The organism is Ramlibacter sp. MAHUQ-53, from assembly GCF_052600055.1.
On sequence record NZ_JBQWTS010000015.1, the window covers coordinates 54,937 to 77,641 of the forward strand.

The 22,705-nt window shown below is 73.9% G+C and carries 16 protein-coding genes and 1 tRNA gene; 10 read left to right on the plus strand and 7 right to left on the minus strand.

Annotation, left to right across the window (positions count from 1 at the left end):
* Nucleotide 1: 1 nt before the first annotated feature.
* The gene (locus ACT80S_RS18135) at nt 2-1,933 is read right to left on the minus strand and encodes a sensor domain-containing diguanylate cyclase (RefSeq protein WP_377418583.1); all 1,932 of its coding nucleotides are present in this window, start codon (nt 1,931-1,933) and stop codon (nt 2-4) included.
* Nucleotides 1,934-2,231: 298 nt separating this feature from the next.
* Between ACT80S_RS18135 and ACT80S_RS18140 the strand changes: the two genes are divergently transcribed.
* The 7 genes from ACT80S_RS18140 to ACT80S_RS18170 all read left to right on the plus strand — a co-directional run bounded on the left by ACT80S_RS18140 (nt 2,232) and on the right by ACT80S_RS18170 (nt 12,718).
* Nucleotides 2,232-2,307, plus strand: a tRNA-Lys gene (locus tag ACT80S_RS18140).
* Nucleotides 2,308-2,530: 223 nt separating this feature from the next.
* Nucleotides 2,531-5,020: a response regulator gene (locus ACT80S_RS18145; protein WP_377418587.1), complete on the plus strand. Its 2,490-nt coding sequence runs from the start codon at nt 2,531-2,533 to the stop codon at nt 5,018-5,020.
* A 98-nt stretch (nt 5,021-5,118) separates the two neighbouring features.
* Nucleotides 5,119-7,947, plus strand: a complete 2,829-nt coding sequence (locus ACT80S_RS18150) for a PAS-domain containing protein (protein ID WP_377418590.1) — start codon at nt 5,119-5,121, stop codon at nt 7,945-7,947.
* Between the two features lie 14 nt (nt 7,948-7,961).
* Complete coding sequence (locus tag ACT80S_RS18155) at nt 7,962-10,670, plus strand: ATP-binding protein (RefSeq protein WP_377418594.1); 2,709 nt, start codon at nt 7,962-7,964, stop codon at nt 10,668-10,670.
* A gap of 91 nt (nt 10,671-10,761) precedes the next feature.
* Nucleotides 10,762-11,409, plus strand: a complete 648-nt coding sequence (locus ACT80S_RS18160) for a response regulator (RefSeq protein WP_377418598.1) — start codon at nt 10,762-10,764, stop codon at nt 11,407-11,409.
* 35 nt (nt 11,410-11,444) lie between these two features.
* On the plus strand, nt 11,445-11,969 hold the full coding sequence (locus ACT80S_RS18165; RefSeq protein ID WP_377418601.1) for a hypothetical protein: 525 nt from the start codon (nt 11,445-11,447) through the stop codon (nt 11,967-11,969).
* Nucleotides 11,966-12,718, plus strand: a complete 753-nt coding sequence (locus tag ACT80S_RS18170; protein WP_377418603.1) for a hypothetical protein — start codon at nt 11,966-11,968, stop codon at nt 12,716-12,718. Before ACT80S_RS18165 ends, ACT80S_RS18170 begins: the two co-directional genes overlap by 4 nt.
* Nucleotides 12,719-12,725: 7 nt before the next feature.
* Here the strand turns inward: ACT80S_RS18170 and ACT80S_RS18175 are convergent, their stop codons facing one another.
* Genes ACT80S_RS18175 through ACT80S_RS18190 form a run of 4 tightly spaced genes read right to left on the minus strand, consistent with a single transcriptional unit; the run spans nt 12,726 to nt 17,626 of the window.
* Nucleotides 12,726-13,262 (minus strand): cupin domain-containing protein, encoded by a 537-nt coding sequence (locus ACT80S_RS18175; RefSeq protein WP_377418606.1) that lies wholly within the window; start codon nt 13,260-13,262, stop codon nt 12,726-12,728.
* Nucleotides 13,259-14,785 carry an aldehyde dehydrogenase family protein gene (locus tag ACT80S_RS18180; protein ID WP_377418609.1) on the minus strand — a complete coding sequence of 509 codons (1,527 nt, stop codon included), beginning with the start codon at nt 14,783-14,785 and terminating at the stop codon, nt 13,259-13,261. Before ACT80S_RS18180 ends, ACT80S_RS18175 begins: the two co-directional genes overlap by 4 nt.
* Nucleotides 14,786-14,795: 10 nt before the next feature.
* Complete coding sequence (locus ACT80S_RS18185) at nt 14,796-16,595, minus strand: thiamine pyrophosphate-binding protein (RefSeq protein WP_377418611.1); 1,800 nt, start codon at nt 16,593-16,595, stop codon at nt 14,796-14,798.
* A gap of 38 nt (nt 16,596-16,633) precedes the next feature.
* Complete coding sequence (locus ACT80S_RS18190; RefSeq protein WP_377418614.1) at nt 16,634-17,626, minus strand: tripartite tricarboxylate transporter substrate binding protein; 993 nt, start codon at nt 17,624-17,626, stop codon at nt 16,634-16,636.
* Nucleotides 17,627-17,740: 114 nt separating this feature from the next.
* On the opposite strand from ACT80S_RS18190, the gene ACT80S_RS18195 reads away from it, so the two are divergent.
* From ACT80S_RS18195 to ACT80S_RS18205, 3 genes are all read left to right on the plus strand, one after another.
* Nucleotides 17,741-19,006: a citrate synthase gene (locus ACT80S_RS18195; RefSeq protein ID WP_377418617.1), complete on the plus strand. Its 1,266-nt coding sequence runs from the start codon at nt 17,741-17,743 to the stop codon at nt 19,004-19,006.
* 126 nt (nt 19,007-19,132) lie between these two features.
* Entirely contained in the window at nt 19,133-20,038 is a 906-nt protein-coding gene (locus ACT80S_RS18200; protein WP_377418620.1) for a dienelactone hydrolase family protein, read from the plus strand.
* Nucleotides 20,035-20,403 (plus strand): hypothetical protein, encoded by a 369-nt coding sequence (locus ACT80S_RS18205; protein WP_377418623.1) that lies wholly within the window; start codon nt 20,035-20,037, stop codon nt 20,401-20,403. The genes ACT80S_RS18200 and ACT80S_RS18205 overlap by 4 nt, the downstream gene beginning before the upstream one ends.
* Nucleotide 20,404: 1 nt before the next feature.
* Here ACT80S_RS18205 and ACT80S_RS18210 read toward each other — a convergent pair whose 3' ends face one another.
* The gene (locus tag ACT80S_RS18210; RefSeq protein ID WP_377418626.1) at nt 20,405-22,462 is read right to left on the minus strand and encodes a 3-hydroxyacyl-CoA dehydrogenase NAD-binding domain-containing protein; all 2,058 of its coding nucleotides are present in this window, start codon (nt 22,460-22,462) and stop codon (nt 20,405-20,407) included.
* A partial coding sequence (locus tag ACT80S_RS18215; protein ID WP_377418629.1) for an electron transfer flavoprotein subunit alpha/FixB family protein occupies nt 22,452-22,705 on the minus strand: 254 nt, incomplete at its 5' end. The genes ACT80S_RS18215 and ACT80S_RS18210, both read right to left, overlap by 11 nt.

A 22,705-nucleotide genomic window follows, 5' to 3' on the forward strand; every position in this document is an offset into this window, starting at 1 on the left:
CCTAGGCAACGCTCCCGCCTGGAACATCGGCGCGAGGAATCTCCCAGCTGAATCGGTTCTTGCCGGCGGTCTTGGCGGCATACATGGCGGCGTCGGCATGGGCCACCAGGGTCCCGGGCGTGTCGCCATGCGCGGGGTACACCGCGGCGCCCACGCTGGCGGAGACCTCCACCGGCGTGCCCTCCAGGTCGAACGGGATGGCCAGCGCGCCGATGATCTTGGCGGCCACCACCTCGCAGTCCCCCGGCAGCGCCAGCTTGGCCAGCACCACGGCGAACTCGTCCCCGCCGACGCGCGCCACCGTGTCCTCCGCCCGCACGCAGGCCACCAGGCGCTCCGCGACCTGCTGCAGCAGCAGGTCGCCGGCGGCATGGCCGAGGCTGTCGTTCACCGGCTTGAAGCCGTCCAGGTCGAGGTACAGGACGCCCGCCAGCTCGCCATGCCGGCGCGCGGACTCGAGCACGCGGCCGAGCCGGTCCAGGAGCAGCACCCGATTGGGCAGGCCGGTGAGGGCGTCGTGCAGCGCGTTGTGCGACAGCCGCGCCTCCAGGATCTTGCGGGCGGTGATGTCCTGGGTGACGGCCACGAGGTAAGACGGCACGCCCTGGGGGTCGGTCACCACGCTCAGCGCCTCGCAGACCCACACGGTGGAGCCGTTCTTGCGGCGGTACTGCTTCTCGATCTCCGGCGGAAACGCTGCCGAGCCGGAGGACAGCCGCCGCGCCAGGAACTGGCGCACCACGGGGCGCAGGTCCTCGTCGCTCAGGTCGAACACGGTGCGCGCGAGCAGTTCCTCGCGGCTGTAGCCCAGCATGCGACAGAACTTCTCGTTGGCCCGCAGCAGGCGGCCGTCGGGCGCGATGTGGGCGATGCCCATGGCCGCCTGGTGGAAGGTGGCCCGGTACAGCGCCTCGCTGTCCTGCAGCGCCGCCGCCGCGGCGCGCTGGCGCGCCAGCACCAGCAGCAGCAGGCCGCTGAAGCCCAGGATCACCACCGTCCCGCCCCCGGCCATCAGCAGGTAGACGAGGCGCGCCTGCCGCGCGGGGGCCAGGTCCTCGGCGTAGTCGGTGCCCACGACCACCATCAGCGGGTAGCCGACGACGGTGCGGTAGCTGACGATCCGCGCCACGCCGTTGGCGTCGGCGCCGGGGTCGACGAAGGAGCCCTCGCGCTCCACGGCGCGCTGCGTGAACCAGCTGAAGCCGCGGGCATCCATGCCGAAGCTCAGGTCGCCGCCGACCTTGCGCGAACGCACGATCCCGTCCAGCCCCGTGACCTCGAGCAGGCCCTGGGGGCCCAGGTCGACCTGGCGGTAGAAGTCGGTGAAGTCGGCCGGCTCGACCGTCAGCACCACCAGGCCGGCGAAGCCGCCGTCGGCGCCGGTGATGCGCAGCGCCATCGGGATGAGCCAGCGGCCCGAGAGACGGCCCAGGACCGGCCGGCCCACGAACAGCGCGTCGCGCCGGGCCTCGCGCTGGGCGGAGAAGAAGTCCCGGTCCGCGTAGTTGACGCGCTCCCCCACCGGGCCTGAGCTGCTGATGATGTGGCCGTCGGCGCCGACCAGGTGGATCACCGTGAAGCGCCCCTCGCGGATCACCTGCTGGTCCACGAGCCGGCGCAGGTCCAGGGCCTTGCCCTCCTTCAGGTACCGCTCGCGCACGAACGCCGCCACCTGCTCGGCGGCCTTGAGGGTGCGGAAGGTGTGCTGCTCGAACGCGATGGCCAGGTTCGCGTTCGCCTCCTGGGCGGACGCCACGGCCTGGTCCCGCTCCACGATGATGCGCTCGAGGGTGGTCAGCCAGATGCCCGCGAGCAGCACCAGGCTGCCCAGCGTGATCACCAGCGTCAGGGGCATGCTCGCCGCGAGCGGCCAGCGCGTGGCCTCGGCGGCATCGACCGCGCCGTCTCCGCCCCCGGGCCGTTTCGTCTCCACCGCGTCAGCCTCCAATCGTTATGACCACTATTATCATTTTGATATTCATTATCGGTTGATCGGAGAGGCACGCAAGACGCGCTGCAAAATCGCAACAATTCCTGGGGTTCATCCTTAGGGAATTGACTACTTTCTGAATATCAATCCAACAGATGGCTCTCTGGCCACCAGGCCGCCGGGCAGGTGCGGGATCGGGGAAGGGAACACGCCAGGAGCCCGGGGCGCCGGGCCGGCGCCAGGGGCAGGTGGCGAATGCTGCTATACTCTCGGTTTCGCCGTTGCAGCAATTCAACGGTGCGGGTTCTTAGCTCAGTTGGTAGAGCAGCGGACTCTTAATCCGTAGGTCGTAGGTTCGAATCCTACAGGACCCACCACCCGACAAGCCCTCCGGGGCACGAAAGCCTGCTACTGAATCAGTAGCAGGCTTTTTCATTTCGGCGCGGCCTGCGCGCGCCTCGCCATGGCGCCCCGGCATCCGGCGGAATCCCCCCTCTTATCCGCGTTTCAGTTCGCGCCGGCTCGGCCGAATATCCGGCATGGCCCCGGGTCGACCCGAGGCCCCCCTGCACCTTTCCCGCAACGGACACGGAGACCCGCATGCCCGAAATGCTCGAACGCCTGCTCGGGCGCGCCCGTCCCCCGGCCCCGGACGACGCCCCGCCGGGCCAGGCGGCCCTCGCCGCCCTGGACGCCCTGCCCGGGGGGCTGGCCGTGTTCGACGCCACGCAGCGCCTCGGTTACTGCAGCACCGGTTTCGCCGCCCTGCTCGGGCTGCCGCCCGGCAGCCTCCACGAGGGCCTGCGCTTTCCCGCGCTGGTCGACCTGCTGCGCACCCGCGCCACCCCCGGCGCCGAGCCGACCGGCCTGCTGATGATGGATGGCGCAGCGCCCGAGGCGCCGCGCCGCTTCGAGCGGCTCATGCCGGGCGGCCGGCGCGTGGCCTTCACCGCCGTGCGCCTGGAGGACGGCTCGCTGGCCCTGTCCGGCCAGGACGCCCCGCCCGCCGGGCCGCGCCACCCGCCACCGCCGCCGCCGGACCTGGCCGGGTTGCACCAGGCCCAGGCCCGGGTCCGAGAGCTCGAGGACGCCGCCGGCCGCTTCATCTCCAACCTGGGACACGAGCTGCGCACGCCGCTCAACGCCATCGCCGGCTTGCTGCAGGTCGTCCAGGGCGACCCTGCCGCCGCCGGCACCGGCGAGTACCTGCGCAAGGCCCAGGACGCCGCCCGCAGCCTGCAGGACATCGTGAGCCAGGTGCTCGATTGCGCTGAGGCGCAGGAGGGCCGCGCGGCCCTGCAGCCCGCGCCCTTCAGCCTCGACGCGCTGCTGCGGGAGCTGTCGGTGGTGCTGTCCCATGCCGCCGGGGACCGGCCGGTGGCCGTCGCCTTCGACATCGACCCCGACGTGCCTGATCGCCTGCTCGGCGACGCCCGCCGCATCGGCCAGGTGCTGCGCCACCTGGGCAGCAACGCCCTCAAGTTCACCGCCGGCGGCCATGCCGTCCTGCGCGTCTCGCGCGAGGCCGCGCCGGCGGGCCGCGCGACGCTGGCCTTCGCGTTCGAAGACACCGGCCAGGGCATGGACGCCCCGACCCTGGCGCGCGTGCGCGGCGGGCTGGGCCAGGCCGACGCCAGCAGTACCCGCGTGTTCGGCGGCATGGGCCTGGGGCTGGCCACCAGCCGCCAGCTGCTGGCGCTGATGGACAGCGCGCTGGAGATCCACAGCGATGCCGGCCGCGGCAGCCGCGTCGGCTTCCGCCTCACCCTCCCGGTGGAATCCGAGACGCCCGGGACGCCCGAACGCGGGGCGCAGGCCACCGCGCCCCGCGTCCTGGTGGCCGACCACCACCCCGTCCGCCGCGAGGCGCTGGCCCGCATGGTCCGCACGCTGGGTTGGAACCCGGTGCAGGCCGCGGGCGTCGAGGAGGCGCTCGAGGTGGCGATCCAGACGCCGCGGCTGCACGCCGCGCTGGTGGAGTGGCGGCTCGACGGCAGCGGCGACTTCGAGGCCGCGCTGCGCCTGTCGGAGATCCTGGTGCCCACGGGCACGCCGGTCCTGGTCACGGGCAACGTCCCCGGCGGCCAGGCCTGGGGGACGCTGGACACCGCCAGCCGACAGCGCCTGCCCGCGCTGCTCGTGCAGCCCACCACCGCGGGCCTGCTGGCCGAGGGCGTGGCCCAGGCGCGCCAGCAGGCCGGCCCGCCGCCGGCGCGCCCGACCCCGATCGGCCGCCCGCTGGCCGGCCTGCGCCTGCTGCTGGCGGAGGACAACGTGAACAACCAGCTGGTCGCCAGCCGCCTGCTCACCGCCCAGGGCGCCACGGTCTCCGTCGCGGTCGACGGCCTCGACGCCCTCACCCACCTGGTGGCCGGGGGCGAGTTCGACGCGATCCTGATGGACTGGCAGATGCCGAACATGGACGGCCTGGAGACCACCCGCGAGATCCGGCAGATCTGCGGCTTCAGCCACCTGCCGGTCATCGCGCTCACGGCCAACGGGAGCGCTGCCGACCGCGCGGCCTGCCTCGCCGCGGGGATGGACGCCCACCTCGCCAAGCCCATCGACGTGGCGCTGCTGGTGCGCACCGTGCTGGAGGTCACGCGGCCCGCGGCCGCCCCGGCGGCGGCGCCCGCGCCCGCCCTGCCGCCCGTCGAGGCCGATGCACGGCTGCCAGCCGCCCTGCGCGACCTGCTCGAAGCGCCTGCAGGCCATGCCGGCGGAGAGGAGGTGTCGCACGTCCCCGAGCCGATGCTCGATCGTGCCGCCGCCATGGCCCGGCTCGGTTGCGACCCGGACTTCTACGACGCCCTGGTCGACCTCTTCACGCAGGACACGCCGCAGCTGCACGCCAACCTGGCCGATGCCGCGCGCGAGGGCCGGCGCGAGGTGGTGGTGCGCGAGGCGCACTCCCTCAAGGGTTCGGCCGGCACGCTCGGCGCGATGCACCTGGCCAGCAGCGCCGCGAGCGTCGAACAGGCCTTCGCGCGCCCGCCCGGCGCCCAGGACGGCACCACGCTGGCGCGGCTCGAAGAGGCCGTGCGCCTGACCCTGCTCGCCCTCGCGCCCGCCGGCCCGGCGCCGGCCTAAGGAATTTTCCTAACCCCCCTGGGCGATTGCCTTAGCCCGGCGCCCCGCCGCGCCTCGTCCAATCATCCCCATCGCCGCCGCCGAGAGAACAAGTCACCATGCTGGCAGCCCCCATCCCCCACGACGACGCTGCGCGCCTGCGGCGCCTGCGCGCCATGGACATCCTGGACACCGGGGCCGAGGCGGCGCTGGACGGGCTCACGCGCCTGGCCAGCCAGGCCACCGGCATGCCGATCGCGCTGGTCTCGCTGGTCGACCAGGACCGCCAGTGGTTCAAGTCCGCGGTGGGCCTGGGCCAGGGCTGCGAGACGCCGCGCGACGTCTCCTTCTGCGGCCACGCCATCGGCCAGGACGGCATCTTCGAGATCGAGGACGCGCTCGCCGACCCGCGCTTCCATGACAACCCCCTCTCGGTGGGCGAGCCGCGCGTCGTGCACTACGCCGGCGTGCCGCTGGCGATGCCGGAGGGCGAGCGCATCGGCACCCTGTGCCTGATCGACCACCGCCCGGGGCGCCTGAGCCCCGAGCACCGCCGCCTGCTCACCGGCCTGGCCGCCAGCGTCGTCGACGTGCTGCTGCTTCGCGAGCGCGAGACCCGCCTGCGCAAGAACGAGCTCCTGGGCTACACCGAGAGCCTGGCCGAGCTTTCGCCGGTGGGCCTGGTCGCGGCCGACACCCGCGGCGCGCTGGTGCATGCCAACCCGCGCTGGCTGGCGATGCTGGGAGTGCCCCACCTGGGCGAGGCCCTGGGCTGGGACTGGCTGCGCGCGGTGCACCCGCAGGACCGCGACGAGGTCCGCGGCGGCTGGGAGTCCGCGATCCGGCGCCGGGCCCGCTTCCAGGTGGACTTCCGCACCGACCCGCGCCAGCCCGTCGTGCGCTGGCTGCGCCTGCGCCTGGAGCCCGCCGACCGCAACGCCGGCGCGGTGGCCTTCATCGGCTCGGTCAACGACATCACCGAGGTGCGCGCGCTGCAGATGGAGCTGATCGCGCGCAACGAGCAGCTCGAATCCATCATCTCCGCCCTGCCCTCGGGCCTGGCGGTGTTCGACGAGGACCTGCGCCTGGTCGCCAGCAACCGCCGCGTGAACGAACTCCTGGACCTACCGGAGGACGTGCTCGGCGGACCCGACGCCCGCTACCAGGACCTGGCCAGGTACCTGGCCGCGCGCGGCGAATGGGGCGCCGGCGACCCGGCCGACCTGGTGCGCGCCCGCGTGGCGCGCATCCGCGAGGGACAGGACGAACAGTTCGAGCATGCCAGCGCGCGCGGCTCGGTGCTGGACGTGCGCATTGCGCACATGCCCGACGGCGGCCACGTGCGGGTGTACACCGACGTCACCGCCCAGCGCCGCGCCGAGCAGTCGCTGCGTGCCAGCGAGCACCGGCTGGCCGTCGCGCTGGAATCCGTGGGCCTGGGCCTGTGGGAGCTCGAGCCGCTGGCGGGCCGCATCCACCTGTCCGAGGGCTGGTCCCGGTTCTTCGGCTTCGCGCCCGAGGCGCGCAGCCTGGGCGTGGCCCAGATGGCCGAACTCGCCCCGGGCACCGAGATGCAGGACGCGCGTGACGACCTGGTGCGGCTCCTCAAGGGCGAGATCGCCGTGATGCAGCGCGAGCACCAGATGGTCGACGGGCGCGGCGAGCGCATCCGGGTCGTCACCCATGCCCGCGTCACCGAGCGCGATGGCCGGGGCCGCGCGGTGCGGGTGGTGGGCACCACCCAGGACGTCAGCGACCGGCACCGCGCCGCGCTCGCCCTGCGCGAGGCCGTCGACGCGGCCAACGACGCCAACCGGGCCAAGGCCGACTTCCTCTCCACCATGAGCCACGAGATCCGCACCCCGATCAATGGCGTGATCGGCCTGGCCCGCATGCTCGAGGAGGCCCGCCTGCCCGCGCGCGAGTCGGACCTGGTGCGCATGATCAACAGCTGCGCCAGCACCCTGCTCACGCTGGTCAACGACGTCCTCGACTTCTCCAAGATCGAGGCCGGCCAGATGTCGCTGGAGGAGTCCGACACCGACCTGCATGCCCTGGTCCACGAGACCGCCGACATCTTCGGCGAGCGGGCCCGCCACAAGGGCGTGGACTTCAGCGTGCACCTGGACGGCGACGTCCCGCGCCGGGTGCGCGCCGATGCCCACCGCCTGCGCCAGATCCTGCTGAACCTCCTGGGCAACGCGCTCAAGTTCACCGACCGGGGCGCCTTCAGCCTGCGCGCCTCGGTCTCGGGCGCCGGCGCCGCGCGCATGCTGCGCTTCGACGTGACCGACAGCGGCATCGGCATTTCGCGCGAGGACCTCCCGCGCCTGTTCAAGCGCTTTGCCCAGGCCGGCGCCCGCACCGGCCGCCACCACCAGGGCACCGGCCTGGGGCTGGCGATCTCGCGCGACCTCGCCGTCCTCATGGGTGGCGACGTCACGGCCGCCAGCACGCCCGGCGTGGGCTCGACCTTCACCGTCACCGTGCCCCTGCGGGCCGCCGCCGTCCCCGCCGCGCAGGCCGGCGTTCCGGCCGCCCCGCCGGCAGCGGCCGACGCGGCGATCCTCCTGGTCGAGGACAACGCCATCAACCAGCTGGTCGCGCGATCGCTGCTCGCCAAGCTCGGCTACCGCAACATCACCCTGGCGCAGGACGGGCGCGAGGCGGTGGAGGCGGCTCGCGCAGGCGCCTTCGACCTGGTGCTCATGGACTGCCAGATGCCCGTGATGGACGGCTTCGAAGCGGCCCGCGCGCTGCGCGCGGACGGCTTCGAGGCGCCGATCGTGGCCCTGACCGCGGGCGCCGCGAGCCAGGACCGCGACAAGTGCCTCGAGGCCGGCATGGACGACTACCTGGCCAAGCCCATCGACGTTCAGCAGCTGTCGCAGTCCCTCGGGCGCTGGCTGCACCGCCAGGCCACGCCCCTGGCGGCGGTGGCGGGCTGACCCGCCCGCCGGCGATGTCCACGATGTCCGCACGCCTGCCCGCCTGGCTCGCCGTGTGGTTCATCCCCCGCACGGCCGGCCTCTCGCTGCCGGCCCTGGCCGCCCTGCGGGCCCTGGCCGCGGCCGCGGCCTGCGCCGGCCTGGCGCTGTGGGCCCTGGCGGACCACATGTCGCAGGCCCAGGAGAGCGAGACCGGGGGCCTGGCCGCCGGCACCGCGCGGGTGGCGATGGAGATCATCGACGCCAACCTCGCGGAGCGCACCATCGACCTGCTGCAGCACCAGCACCAGGTGCAGCAGGCCAGCGCCTGGCGCGCGCCGGACCGCCTGCGCGCCGAACTCGAGCGGGTACAGGCCCTCACGCCGGGCTACAGCTGGATCGGGCTGGCCGACCCGCAGGGCCGCATCACCGCGGCCACCGGCCGCCTCGCCGAGGGCCGGGACGTGGCCCAGCGCACCTGGTTCCGCGGCGGCGCCCGGGGCCTGTACCACGGCGACCTGCACGAGGCCCTGCTGCTGAACGACGCGCTGCCGCGCCTGCCCGGCGGCGAGCCCTGGCGCTTCATCGACATCGCCGTGCCGGTGCGCGACACGCAGCAGGTCCTCCAGGGCGTGCTGGCGGCGCACCTGTCCTGGCCCTGGCTGCGGGACCGACTGAAGTCGGTGCGCGGCACCATGCCGCCCCAGGCCACGCTGTGGCTGGTCGGGCCGGACGGCAGCCCGCGCCTGGCAGGCGCGCCCCTCGCCGACGACAAGCCCCTGGCGCTGGAATCGATCCAGCGCGCGCGCAACGGCGCCAGCGGCTGGCTGGTCGAGGCCTGGCCGGACGGCCGCCGCTACATCACCGGGTACGCCCCGCAGCCGGGGAGCGACTCCTTCGGCGGCTTCGGCTGGATCGCCCTGGTGCGGGCGCCGGCCGACGCCTGGTCGCCGGCCATGCACGAGCAGTTCAACCGCCTCGCCGTCGCGGCGGCCCTGGCCGTGCTGCTGATGGCGGGCCTGGCCTGGTACACGGCGCGCGTGGGACTGCGGCCGCTGGAGGGATTCATCGAGCGCCTGGGCCAGCTGCGCGAAGGCGAATCCGCGCCGCGCCTGCCGGACCGCTACCCGCGCGAACTGCGCGCCCTCGACGATGCGGTGCTGCGCCTGGTCCAGCGCCTGGACGACCAGGAGCGCCAGGTCCGCCTCGCGCTCGAGGACACGCAGCACAGCCTGCGCACCGTGGGTCGCAACCTGCCCGGCGTGCTGGCCACCGTGCGACGGCAGCGGGGCGAGGTGCGATTCAGCTTCGTCAGTGAAGGCGCGCTGCACTACTTCGGCGTGCCGGCCGAGGAGATCGTGGCCGACCGCACCGCCTGGTCGCGGCATGCGAACGTGGAGGACGCGGTCGCCCTGCGCGACGCCTTCCGCGGCCTGCGCGACGGCGACGAGCACCTGCTGGTGATGCCGGTCCGCTTCACCGGCGACGACGGCGTGCAGCGCACGCTGCAGACCCTGCTGGTGCGCCGGGACCAGGACGATACCCGGGTCTTCGACTGGATCAGCCTGGACGTCACCGAGCTCACGCAAGCGCGCCAGCAGGCGGAGCAGGCCAACCGGGCCAAGGGCGATTTCCTGGCGACGATGAGCCACGAGCTGCGCACCCCGCTCAACGCCATCATGGGCTTCTCGCGCGTGATGGAGGACACCCTGCCAGCCGGCGACCACCGGCGCCAGGCGCGCTTCGTGCGCGAGACGGCGGAAATGCTCACGCGCATCCTGAACGACGTGCTGGACCTCGCCCGCATCGACGCCGGCCGCTTCGACCTCGACGCACGCCCGTTCCAGCTCGAGCCGGTGCTGGACGCCTGCCGCGCGATCTACCGCGTCGTGGCCCTGCAGAAGGGACTGGAGTTCTCGATCGAAGCGCCGGAGGGCCTGCCCGCGCTGGTGGGGGACCCGGTGCGCCTGCGGCAGGTGCTGGAGAACCTGCTGTCCAACGCATTCAAGTTCACCGCCGCCGGCGGCGTGCGGGTGGTGGCCTCGTTCACCCGCCTGGGCACCACCACCGATCCCTCGCAGGACCTGGGGCTGCTGACGGTGCGGGTGATCGACACCGGCATCGGCATGCGCCCGGAGCACCTCGCGCGCGTGTTCGAGCGATTCGAGCAGGCTGACCGCACGGTGCGCCTGCGCTATGGCGGGGCCGGGCTGGGCCTGGCCATCGTCAAGACGCTGGTCGAGAAGATGGGGGGCACGGTGGCCGTGCAGTCGCGGGAGGGCATCGGCACCGAGTTCCAGCTGTCGCTGCCCCTGCCCCTGGCCGGCCCCGAGGAACCCGCCGGGGGCCCGGCGATCGAGCGGCGCGAGCGCAGCCTGCTGGTGCTGGTGGCCGACGACCTGGACCTCAATCTCGCGGTCATGCGCGCGCAGCTGGAGAACCGCGGCCACCGCGTCATCGAGGCGCGCGACGGCGTGGAGGCGCTGCAGCAGGTGCGCGACCGCTACCCCGACCTGGTGCTGATGGACCTGGACATGCCCGTGCTCGACGGCCTGGCCGCCACGCGCGAGCTGCGCGCCGGCGAGAAGGGCGTGCGCCCCACGCCGGTGTGGGCGCTGACCGGCAAGAGCTTCGCCGACGACATCGACGAGTGCCGTGCCGCCGGCATGCAGGGCCACCTGTCCAAGCCCCTGGTGCTCGAGGACCTGGTGGCCGTGCTCCAGCAGGTCGCCGACGCCGACTGACCTGCCCCGGCCCCACCGCCCTCAAGTCCGGCGTCCGCCGGCCGAAAGAGCGGGAACAGCCGGCTCCGCCGGGACTCCCCGGGAGAACGACATGCAGCCCCCCCCCTCGCCCGCCCCGATCCGCGTGATCCTCGCCGACGACCATGACCTCGTGCGCAGCGGCCTGCGGGCCCTGCTGTCACGGGACGCAGGCATCGAGGTCGTCGCCGAGGCGAGCGACGGGCAGGAGCTGGTGGACCTCACCGAGGAGCTCGCGCCCGACGTCGTCATCACCGATGTCTCGATGCCGGTGAAGGACGGCCTGAGCGCGGTGAGCGAGCTGCGCGCCCGCCACCCGGCGCTGCGCATCCTGATGCTCTCGATGCATGACAACGCCTCGGTGGTGCGCCAGGCCACGACCTGCGGCGCCAACGGCTACCTGATGAAGGATGCCTCGCCCCTCGAGCTGGAGCAGGCGGTGCACCGGGTGGTGCAGGCCGGCGCGTACTTCAGCGCCGCGCTGTCGCTGCGGCTGCTGGAGCCGTCGGAGCCCAGCGCGCAGGAGGAGCTGACGCCGCGGCAGGTCGAGATCCTGACCCTGCTGGCGAAGGGGCGGGCCTCCAAGCAGATCGCCTACGCCCTGAACCTCAGTCCCAAGACGGTGGACGTCCACCGCGCCCGCATCATGGACCGGCTGAAGATCGGCGACGTGGCCAGCCTGACGCGGTATGCCTTGCGCAAGGGGCTGGTGACGGCCTGAGGGCCGCCGGCCCGTGCATTAAAGTCCGGTGGCCCATGGAAGCCACCGTCCTCCTCTTCGTCGCCTACTTCGCGCTGCTCGCCTGGGCGATGCGCCGAGGCCACCGGGTGGTGCGGGGGCGCTGGCTGTTCTTCCTGCGCGCCTTCTTCCCGAACTGGAAGTTCTATCACGCGGTCGGCCGCCCGCCGCGCCTGCATGTGCGCGGGCAGGACGCCCAGGGTACGTGGCTGCCGTGGCAGCGGGTGTACCCGCGGCGGGCCCGGCGCTGGCTGCACCTGCTGCACAACCCCGACGTCAACCTCGCCCTGTCGCACCAGAACCTGGTGGACCACCTGGCCAGCGACGTCAACGAGCTGCCCGAGGGCGCGCAGCCCGGCGACCTCGTGAGCTACCGGCTGGTGTACCGGCTCGCGCGCGAGGCCCTGCCGCCGCAGGCCGCCGCCTTCCAGTTCGAGATCCGGCTCGAGTCGCCGCGCGGCGAGCCGCCGCACTGCCTGCTGCAATCCCCGGTGATGCCGGTGCAGCCACCGCACTCGGCCCTGGCCGCGGCGCCCGCATGACGCTGGAGCTCGCGGCCCGCGCCTTCGAGGTGCTGCTCGGGTGGAGCCTGCTGCTGCAGTCCCTGGAGCAGCTGCGGGTGCAAGCCATCGACCGCGTCGGCGACTGGTCCATCCAGCGCGACGAAGTGCCGCGCTTCCCCCGCGGGCTGCTGCCCCTGCTCGATCGCCTGTTCCAGCCCGGGCCCTACCGCGCGATGCTGGTCCTGCGCGCCCTGCTGGCCGTGGCCCTGATGGCGGGCCTGCTGCCGGCGGCGGGCGCGGTGGCCCTGTTCGTGATCGCGCTGGCCCTGCTGCTTCGCTGGCGCGGGGCCTTCAACGGCGGCAGCGACTTCATGACCCTGGTCGGCCTGACCGGCCTGCTGCTGGCGCATGCCGCCGGCTGGCGCGCCGGCCTGTGGTGGGTCACCCTGCAGGCCCTGAGCTCGTACTTCGTCTCGGGCTGGGTCAAGCTGCTGCGGGCCGAGTGGCGCACCGGCCGCGCCTTGCCCTTCTTCCTGGACAGCGGGGTCTACGGCCCCCTGCCCGCGGGCAGCCTGTTTCGCCACCCGCGCGTGGCCCAGGCCTGCGCCTGGGCCTTCACGCTGTGGGAAGGCTGCTTCCCGCTGGCCCTGCTCGACTCGCGCCTGGCCGCCGCCTTCTGCGCGGTGGCCGCCACCTTCCACTTCCTGGTGTTCTGGTTCTTCGGGCTGAACCGCTTCTTCTGGGCCTGGATGACGACCTATCCCGCCATCCTCTACGCCGCGTCCTAGCGGCGTCCTAGCGGAACCAGCGCGTCTCGGAGAGCACGCAGGGCACTTCCTTGTTCGCCTCGGAGTAGCCGTCGAAGGGCTGGCCCTGGTCGTCCACCCGCGCCAGCGGGTCGCCCGCGGCGTCGATGACGGCGCCGATGCGAAGCAGCACCAGCGGCTCGCCCTCGTGCGCCACGAAGCGATACAGCACGCCCCGCGGCAGCACCGCGCCCTCGTGGGTGCGCACCACCTTCTCCTCGCCGCGCGGGCCGTAGAACGTGGCCGCGCCCTGCAGCACCACGAAGACATGGTCCTCGTTGGTGTGCGCGTGCAGCTCGTTCTCGCCGCCGCTGGCATAGGTCTTGAGCACCACGTTCAGCAGCGGCGTCGCCGCCAGCACCGCGTTCGTTCGGCCCTGCTCCGGCAGGCGCTGGGCCATGCGGAAGAAGGCCGGGCGGTCGATGACCGCGAGCTTCTCCATCGCCGCCCGCCAGGCCTGGCTGCTGCCCACCAGGGCGCCCGATTCCGCCGCCGCTGCCGCTCCCGATTCCGCTTGCGCGCTCATACACCTCTCCTCAACGAGACATTGACGTTCTTGACCTGCGTGAACTCGTGCATCTCCTGCAGGCATTCCTCGCGGCCCACGCCAGAGAGCTTGTAGCCGCCGAAGGGCGCGCCGGGCAGGTGGATGGAGCAGTCGTTCACCCAGACATAGCCCGCCTGCAGCCGCGAGGCGGCGCGGTGGGCAGTCACCAGGTCCTGCGTCCAGACCGAGGCGGTGAGGCCGAAGTCCACGCCGTTGGCGATGGCGAACATCGCGTCCTCGTCGCGCCAGCGCATCACCGACAGCACCGGCCCGAAGACCTCCTCGCGCGCCACCCGGTGCGTGGGCTGCACATCGACCAGCACCGTGGGCTCGACGAAGAAGCCCTGCGCCAGGCCGGCGGGACGGCCACCGCCGCAGGCCACCCGCGCGCCCTGCTCGCGGGCGATGGCGATGTAGGACAGCGAGCGCTGGTACTGCGCCTCGTCCACCAGCGCGCCCATGGTGGTGTCCATGTGGGTCGCGACGCCGGGCCGGTGGCGGCGCGGCAGCAGCGCGCACAGCGCCTCGACGAAGCGGTCATGCAGGCTCTCGTGCACCAGCACCCGGCTGGTCGAGCCGCAGGACTGGCCGCACCAGGTGAAGTTCATGCCCCGCACCGCGCCATCGACCGCCGCCTCGAAGTCGGCGTCCGGGTAGACGATGAGGGCGTTCTTGCCGCCCAGCTCCAGCAGCGGGCGCTTCATGCTGTCGGCGGTGGCGCGCAGCACCGCCTGGCCGGCGCCGACGCTGCCGATCAGGCCGACCGCGTCCACCCCCGGGTGCGAGGACAGCGCCGCGCCGACGTCGCGCTCGCCCACCACGCAATTGAGCACGCCGGGCGGGAACACGCCGTCCAGCAGCTCCATCAGCCGCAGCGTGGACAGCGGCGCCTGCGGCGGCGGCTTGAGGATCACCACGTTGCCGGCGGCCAGGGGCGCGGCCATCTTGCCGGCGGCGAACATGAACGGGTGGTTGAACGGGAAGATCCGCGCCACCACGCCCAGCGGCTCGCGCAGCGTGTAGTTCAGGGAGTGGTTGCCGGTGGGGATGGTCTCGCCCTTGTTCTCCAGGACCAGGCCGGCGAAGTACTCCAGCTGCGTGGCCGCGATCTCGGCGTCCATCTGCATCGCCTTGACCGGGTTGCCGCAGTCGGCGGCATCGAGCAGGGCCAGCTCCAGGGCATGGGCGCGCACGATGTCGGCGGCGCGGCGCAGGGCCCGGGCGCGGGCCAGCGGCGGCGTGGCGGCCCAGCCCGGGAAGGCGGCGCGGGCGGCGGCGACCGCGGCATCCACGTCGGCCGGCGCGGCCAGGGTGAAGGCGGCGAGCGGCTCGCCGGTGCTGGGGTTCAGGCTGGTGCGCGCGCCGCCGCTGCCGGCATGCCAGGCGCCGCCCCAGTAGGAGCCGCGCTGCGTCGGCAGCGTCGCGGGGACGAAGGGGCCGAGGTCCTGGCCGTCGGGGGTGGCGAGGCCGGCGGCGGCCCAGGCCTGCCGGAAGGGGCTCATCGCAGTCATCTCAGTCCCCCTGCGAACGGGTCATGCCCTGGCTCATGGCGGGCGAGTAGCCGGGCTGGACCACCACGTCCACCACCACCGCCTCGCCGCGCTCGTAGGCGGCGATCGCCTGCGGCAGCACCTCGCGCAGCTGCGCCGCGGTGCGCACCGGGCCGAAGCCGGTGAGGCCCTGGGCCTGCGCCATCTTGGCGAGGTCGGGCGCGGGGTCGTCGATGCGCTGGCCGATCCAGCGGTTCTCCACCGGGCGGCCGCGTTCGCGGGCCACGCGCTCCTGGTGGATCTCGTCGTTGAAGAAGGAGCGGTTGTTGGCGACCAGGCAGACGAAGGGCACGCGCGCACTGGCGGCGGTCCAGAAGGCGGTGACGCCCATGAGGAAGTCGCCGTCGCCGATGATGGCCAGGGGCAGCCGGTCGCCGCCCTGCAAGGCCAGCGCGCTGCCCACCACCATGCCGGGGCCGGAGCCGATGCCGCCGCCGCCGTCGTAGCCGAGGAAGTCCAGTGGGTGCTCGAAGTCCCACAGGTCGCCGGCCCAGCTCAGGGGCAGGCGCAGCAGGCTGGTGGGCCGGTCGCCCACCACCTCGCGCACCACGGCGGCGACGTCGGCGACCTGCATCGGCGCGTCCGGGTCCACCCGGCGCGGGGTCCGCGCCGGCGGCGCCGGCAGCGGCGCGGCCGGCCGCGGGCCCCGGCCCTCGAGCGCGGCGAGCAGCGCCGTCACGGCGGCCTCGGGCTCGCAGGCCATGAAGCAGTCGGCCGGCGGCAGGGACTGGTGGTCCATGCTCCAGCCGTTGTGGACCTGGTGGTCCATCGAGGCCTGGATGATGCGGCTGGCCGGCGCCTCGCTGCCCCAGGCCTGCTTGAGCGTGCCCCCCAGGTCCAGCCAGTCCAGGCTCAGGACCACGTCGGCCGACTTCAGCACGGCGGCGGTCTCCGGCGTGAGGAACATGCCCGCCGGGCCCGCATGCAGCGGGTGCGTGGTCGGGAAGGCGGCGCCGAGCTTGAGGTCGGTGAGGACCTGCGCGCCCAGGCGCTGCGCCAGCGCGATGCGGTCGTTCCAGCCGGCCTCGCAGCGCGAGACGCGGCCGGCCAGGATCACCGGGCGCTTCGCGTTCCACAGCCAGTCGGCGGCGCGGGCCAGGTCCTCGGGCGCGGGCATCGGCGAGGCCGGCGGGGCGTAGCGCGAGACATCCGGCAGCGCCGGGCGCGCCGGCAGGCGGGACTCCTGCAGCGCGGCGTCGAAGCAGACATAGGTCGGCCCGCGCGGCGCGGTGTCGGCGATGCGCCAGGCCCGCAGCATCGCCTCCTGGGCCGCGGCCACCGAGGCGGGCTGCGCGTCCCACTTGATGAAGTGGCGCACCAGGGCGGCCTGGTCGGCGGCGGTGTGCAGCCAGTCGATCCAGGGGCGGCGGCGCGCCGCGTCCACCGGCCCGGTGGCCCCCAGCACCAGCACCGGCACGCGGTCGGCCCAGGCGTCGAAGATGGCCATCGAGCCATGCATCAGGCCCACGTTGCTGTGGAGGATGGCGGCCAGCGGCTGCCCGCCCACCTTGGCATAGCCGTGGGCGATGGCCACCGCATGCTCCTCGTGCAGCACCAGCAGCATCTGCGGGTCGGCGTTGCCCAGGTGGTTGACCAGGCTGTCGTGGAGGCCGCGGAAGCTGGCGCCGGGGTTCAGCACCACGTAGGGCACCTTCAGCGCGCGCAGCATGTCGGCGATGGCGTCGCTGCCCCACACCTGGTCGCTGGCGGGGGAAGGCAGGGGCTCGTCGCGGCGGGCGAGGGCCCGGGGGGAATCGGTCATGTCAGGGGTCGGGAGTGGGGGTCGATCGGGAAGGGGGTTCATTCGGCGCGGATGCCGGCGGTGCGGATCACCTCGGTCCAGCGCTTGAGGTCGTCGGCCGCGCGCTGGCGCATCTGCTCCGGCGTGCTGGTGAGGACCTCGATGCCCTGGCCGCCCAGGCGCTGGGCGACGTCGGGCTGGGCCATCACCCGGCGCACCGCCTGGTTGATGGCGTCCACGATGGGCGCGGGCGTGCCGGCAGGGGCCGACAGGCCGAGCCAGATCTCGCACTCGTAGCCGGGCACGCCGGACTCGTCGAGGGTGGGCACCTCGGGCAGGCCGGGCAGGCGCTTGCGGCTGGTCACGGCCAGCGCGCGCAGGCGGCCGGCCCGCACGTGCGGGATCACCTGGTTCACGACACCGATGGTCATCTCGATCTGGCCGCCGACCACGTCGGTGAGGGCCGGGGCGGCGCCGCGGTAGGGAATGTGGACGACGCTGGTCTTGGTCATCGCCTTGAACATCTCCATCGCCATGTGCTGCGGGCTGCCGTTGCCGCTGGAGGCATAGCTCATTCGGCCGGGGCGGGCCCTGAGCAGCTTGACCAGCTCCTGCACCGTCTGCGCCGGCACCGCGGGGTTCACCGCCAGGGCCAGCGAGGTGGTGCCCAGGAGGGAAATGTGGGCGAAGTCGCGGCTGGCATCGAACGGCATGCGCTCGATCAGCGCCGGGTTCATCGAGGTGATGTTGATGTTGTTCAGGAGCAGCGTGTGGCCGTCCGGCGCCGACTTCACCACCTCGGCCGAGCCGAGGTTGCCGGCGGCGCCGGGCTTGTTGTCGACGACCACCGGGTGCGGCCACAGCTCCTGCAGCTTCTGCGCCACCAGGCGCGCGATCACGTCGTTGGAGCCGCCGGGCGTGTAGGGCACGACGATGCGCACCGGCCGCTGCGGGAAGGCCGGCGCCTGGGCGAAGGCGGCGGGCGCGGCGGCCAGGGCGGCGGCCTGCAGCAGGGCGCGGCGGCGCAGGCCGGCGGGGGCGGGAAAGGTCATTCAGGTCTCCTCGTTGTCATGTCTCGGACGGGGTCCGGGCGGAGTTCGGCTCTTCGGCCAGCCGCGATCCTAGGCGCGGCCCTAGAATTGATCAATCTTGATTGGTTGATCAACATGTCTGCCGCTCCCCGCGACTTCCTCTCGGCTGCCGAGGCCTCCGCCCTGCTCGGCGTGCGCCGCCAGACGCTGTATGCGTATGTCAGCCGCGGCCTGGTCCGCAGCGTGGGCGACGGCCGCTCCCGCGAGCGCCTCTACGCCCGCGAGGACCTGGAGCGCCTGCAGCAGCGCGCCCAGGCCCGCAGCGGCCCCGAGGCGGTGGCGGCGTCGGCGCTGAACCTCGGCCACCCGCTGGTGCCCACCCGCATCACCGAGATCACCCCGCAGGGCCCCCGCTACCGCGGCCACCTCGCGGTCGACCTCGCGCGCCGGGGCGTCGCCTTCGAGCAGGTGGCCGAGCTCCTGTGGACCGGGCTCTGGCACGAGGAGCCCTTCACCTGGCCCGCGCCGCCGCCGCACCGCCCCCTGCAGGCGCTGCTGAAGAACATGGGCGCGGGCGAGGCGCGGGACCAGCTCGCCGAGGCCTTCGCCCTCGTCGTGCTGCAGCTGGGGCTGGGCCGGGGACCGGCGCAGGAGCGCCTGATCCACGGCCGGCCGGTGGACGCCGCGCGTGAATTGATCCTCACCCTGGCCGGCTGCTTCGGCTTTCTCTCGAAGGCCGGGCGTTACCGGCCGGTGGCGCCGGGGCTGTCGGTGGCCCAGGCCGTGCTCCAGGCCCTGGGCGCGCGCCCGGCGGCCAGCGACGCGGCCCTGCTCGATGCGATGCTGGTGCTGCTGGCGGACCACGAGCTGTCCCCCGGCACCTTCGCCGCCCGCATCGCGGCCTCCGGCGGCAGCCCGGTCCATGCCTGCCTGGCGGCCGGCCTGGCGTCGAGCGCGGGCACCGAGGTGGCCCGGCGCTACGGGCGGGTGGAGGCCTTCCTCGACGAGGCGGGCCAGGGCGCGGCGATGCAGCGGCAGCTGCAGCGCCTGGTGTCCGCCGGCCAGGCCACGCCGGGGTTCGGGCATCCCCTGTACCCGGCGGGCGATCCGCGGGCCTGCTGGCTGGTGGAGCAGCTGCGCGCGCGCCGGACCCTGCCCGAGCCCGCGCGGGCGGCGCTGGCCCTGATCGACCATGCGCAGCGCCGGCACGGCCTGGCCCCTCGCCACGAGCTGGCCGTGATCGCCGCCTGCCGGGCGCTGCGCTTTCCGCCGGGCACGGCGGGCGCGCTGTTCCTGCTGTCGCGGCAGGCGGGCTGGGTGGCGCATGTGCTCGAGCAGCGCCTCAGCGGCACCCTGATCCGGCCGCGCGCGCGCTTCGTCGAGGCCGGGGCGGCGGGCTGAATCCAGCCGGCGTCCGGGCGGATTGCGGGTGGACTCCGACTGGACTGCGGGCTGATGCCCCCGCGACAACACGGGCCACCACGGGCCGCTAAGCTGCCGCCTTCCGTTCCCTCCACAGGAGACACGATGCCCCCTCGCCTCACTGCCCAGGACTTCGACCAGGACCTGTTGATCCTCTTCGACGCCTATGTCCATGGTGCCGTCGACCGCCGCGGCTTCCTCGAGAAGGCGCAGCGTTTCGCCAAGGCCGGCGTCACTGCCGCCGGCCTGCTGGCGGCGCTCAGCCCCGACTTCGCCATGGGCCAGCAGGTCAAGCCCGATGACGGCCGCCTGCGCACCGGCTTCGAGGCCGTGCCCTCGCCGAACGGCCACGGCAGCATCCGCGGCTACTGGGCCCGGCCGGCGTCCGCCGGCGCGCGCAAGCTGCCCGCGGTGCTGGTGGTGCACGAGAACCGCGGGCTGAACCCGCACATCGAGGACATCACCCGCCGCCTCGCGCTGGAGGGCTACATGGCCTTCGCGCCCGACGCGCTCACCTCCAGGGGCGGCTACCCCGGCGACGAGGACAAGGCCCGCGAGGCCTTCGGCACGCTGGACCAGCCCAAGGTGCGCCAGGACTTCCTGGCCAGCGCCCAGTGGCTGCAGGCCCGCGCCGACGTCGACGGCGCCCTCGGCGCCACCGGCTTCTGCTGGGGCGGCGGCATCGTGCACTGGCTGGCGACCCAGCCCCAGGCCGTGGCGCTGCGCGCGGGCGTGCCGTTCTACGGCAACACCCCGGCACCGCAGGAAGCGGCCAAGGTGAAGGCCCCGCTGCTGGTGCACCTGGCCGGCATCGACGAGCGCATCAACGCGCCCTGGCCTGCCTACGAGGCGGCGCTGAAGGCGGCCGGCGTCAAGGTGGAGACGCACCAGTACGCCGGCACGCAGCACGGCTTCCACAACGACACCACGCCGCGCTACGACGCCGCGGCGGCGAAGCAGGCCTGGGACCGCACCACCGGGTTCCTCAAGGCGCACCTGCAGACCGCATGACCCTGGACTACCTCGACTTCGAGTTCAGCGACGACGAGGACGGCCGCGGCAGCTTCGACGCGCTGGCCTCGGTGGCGCCGGCGCAGTGGCCGGCGGTGCTGGCCGAGGCCCGGCGCGTGCTCGCCTGGGCCCACGACACCTTTCCCGGGGGCCGCGGCCCGGCCGACGACGGCGGCGAGTGGGACTACGCGCTGGAGGGCCTGCGCGAGGTCCCCACGCCGCTGACGCTGGACTTCGACGAAGCCACCGGCCGACTGCTCGAACGCGAGGGCGCGGCCGGCCAGCCGCGCCTGACCCTCAGCCTCACGCTCTCCGGCTCGCCGGCGTTCTGCGAGGCGATGCGGGAGGCGTTCGCGCTGGGGTGACTCAGTCCGCCTCGCGCAACAGCGGCTCCAGGTCCGCCGCGCGGAAACCGTGGCCCGAGAGGGCCACCATCTGCGCGATGTCCCGCTCCAGCTCGCGGCGGTCCTGCCGGCGGGCCCAGAACACCGGGCCGCCTTCCCAGCGCGGGAAGCCGTAGCCCAGGGCCAGCACCACGTCGATGTCGCTGGCGCGGGCGGCGACGCCCTCGGCCAGCACCTGGGCCGCCTCGTTCACCATGGCCAGCATCACCCGGCGCTGGATCGCCGCCGGCGCGATCGGCTGGCGCGTGAGCCCGCGGCGGGCGCTGGCGTCGGCGATGACCGCGCGCACCTGCTCGTCACTCGCCCGCTCGCGCTTGCCGTCGACGTAGCGGTAGTAGCCCGCGCCGGCCTTGCGGCCCAGCCGCCCGGCCTCGCAGAGCTTGTCGAGGATGTCGACGTAGCGCTCGCGCGCATCGCGCGTGGCGGCCTGGGCCTGGCGCATGCGCCAGGCGATGTCCAGCCCCGAGAGGTCGGCCACCGCGAACGGGCCCATGGCGAAGCCGAAGGCCTCCAGCGCCTGGTCCACCTCCTCGGGCCAGGCGCCCTCCTCCAGCATGAACTCGCACTGGCGGCGCCAGGCGTTGTAGAGGCGGTTGCCGATGAAGCCGAAGGCGTTGCCGCACACCACCGAGGTCTTGCCCAGGCGCTTGCCCAGGGCCAGGCCGGTGGCCAGCACGTCGGGCGCGGTGGCGCGGGCGCGCACCACCTCGAGCAGCTTCATCACGTTCGCCGGGCTGAAGAAGTGCAGGCCCAGCACGTCCTGCGGGCGCGAGGTGGCGGCGGCGATGGCGTCCACGTCGAGGTAGGAGGTGTTGGTGGCCAGCACCGCGCCGGGGCGGGCGTGGGCGTCGATCGTGCGGAAGACGGCCTGCTTGACCGCGAGGTCCTCGTAGACCGCCTCGACCACCAGGTCGGCCGCCGACAGGGCGGCCCAGTCGGCGCTGGCGACGAGGCGGGCGCGGCGCTCCTCCGCCGCCGCGGCGGCGAGCTTGCCGGCGGCGACGCGCTCGGCGTAGTGGGTCTCCACCCGGTCGCGGCCGCGTGTGGCGGCGGCGGCATCCTGGTCCAGCAGCACCACGCGCAGGCCGGCCTCCAGCGCTGCGATGGCGATGCCGCTGCCCATGGTGCCCGCGCCCACCACGGCCACGCAGTCCAGCGCGCGCGGCGCGGCCGGGTGGCCCTCGGGCAGGCGGCCGGCCTGGCGCTCGGCGAAGAACAGGTGGCGCAGCGCGTAGGCCTCGGGCGAGGAGCGCAGCTTGATGAACATGCCGCGCTCCAGCGCGATGCCGTCGGCGAACGGCAGGCGGGCCGCGTTCTTCACCGCCTCCACGGCGGCGAGCACGGCGGGGCGGCGCTTGCCGGCCTTGAGCACCGCCGCCTCGGCGGCCTCGAGGGCCCCGGGCGCGTCGGCCGGCACGGGGCGCTCGCTCACGCGGCGCTTGGCGCCCGCCAGCTCGCGGACGCGGGCGACGGCGGCCTGGGTGAGGTCGCCCGTGGCCACGGCATCGACGATGCCCAGCGCGAGGGCGCGCTCGGCCTTGATCCGCTCGCCCTTGCCAATCAGCTCCAGCGCGCGGGCCACGCCCACCACGCGGGGCAGGCGCTGCGTGCCGCCGGCGCCGGGCAGGATGCCGAGGGTCACCTCGGGCAGGCCGATGACGGTGCCGGGCGCGGCGATGCGGGCGTCGCAGCTCAGGGCCAGCTCCAGGCCCGCGCCCAGCGCGGCGCCGTGCATCGCGGCCACCACCGGCTTGCGGCAACGCTCGATGGCATCCAGCACCTGGGGCAGCTGCGGCTCCTCCAGCGGGCGGCCGAACTCGCGCAGGTCGGCGCCGGCGATGAAGGTCGAGCCCTCGCCGCGGACCACCGCGCCGCGCAGGCTGTCGTCGGCGTCCAGCGCGCGCAGCGCCTCCAGCAGCGCGGCGCGCAGCACCGTCGACATGGCGTTGATCGGCGGGTGCGCGATGGTGAGGACCAGGACCTCGCCGTCCCGGTCCTGCCGCAGGGCGTCAGAGGCCATGGGCCAGCTCGGGCACGGCGGCGAACAGGTCCGCCTCGAGGCCGTAGTCGGCCACGCTGAAGATCGGGGCCTCGGGGTCCTTGTTGATCGCCACGATCACCTTGGAGTCCTTCATGCCCGCCAGGTGCTGGATCGCCCCCGAGATGCCGGCGGCGATGTACAGCTGCGGCGCCACGATCTTGCCGGTCTGGCCCACCTGCAGGTCGTTCGGGGCGTAGCCCGCGTCGACCGCGGCGCGCGAGG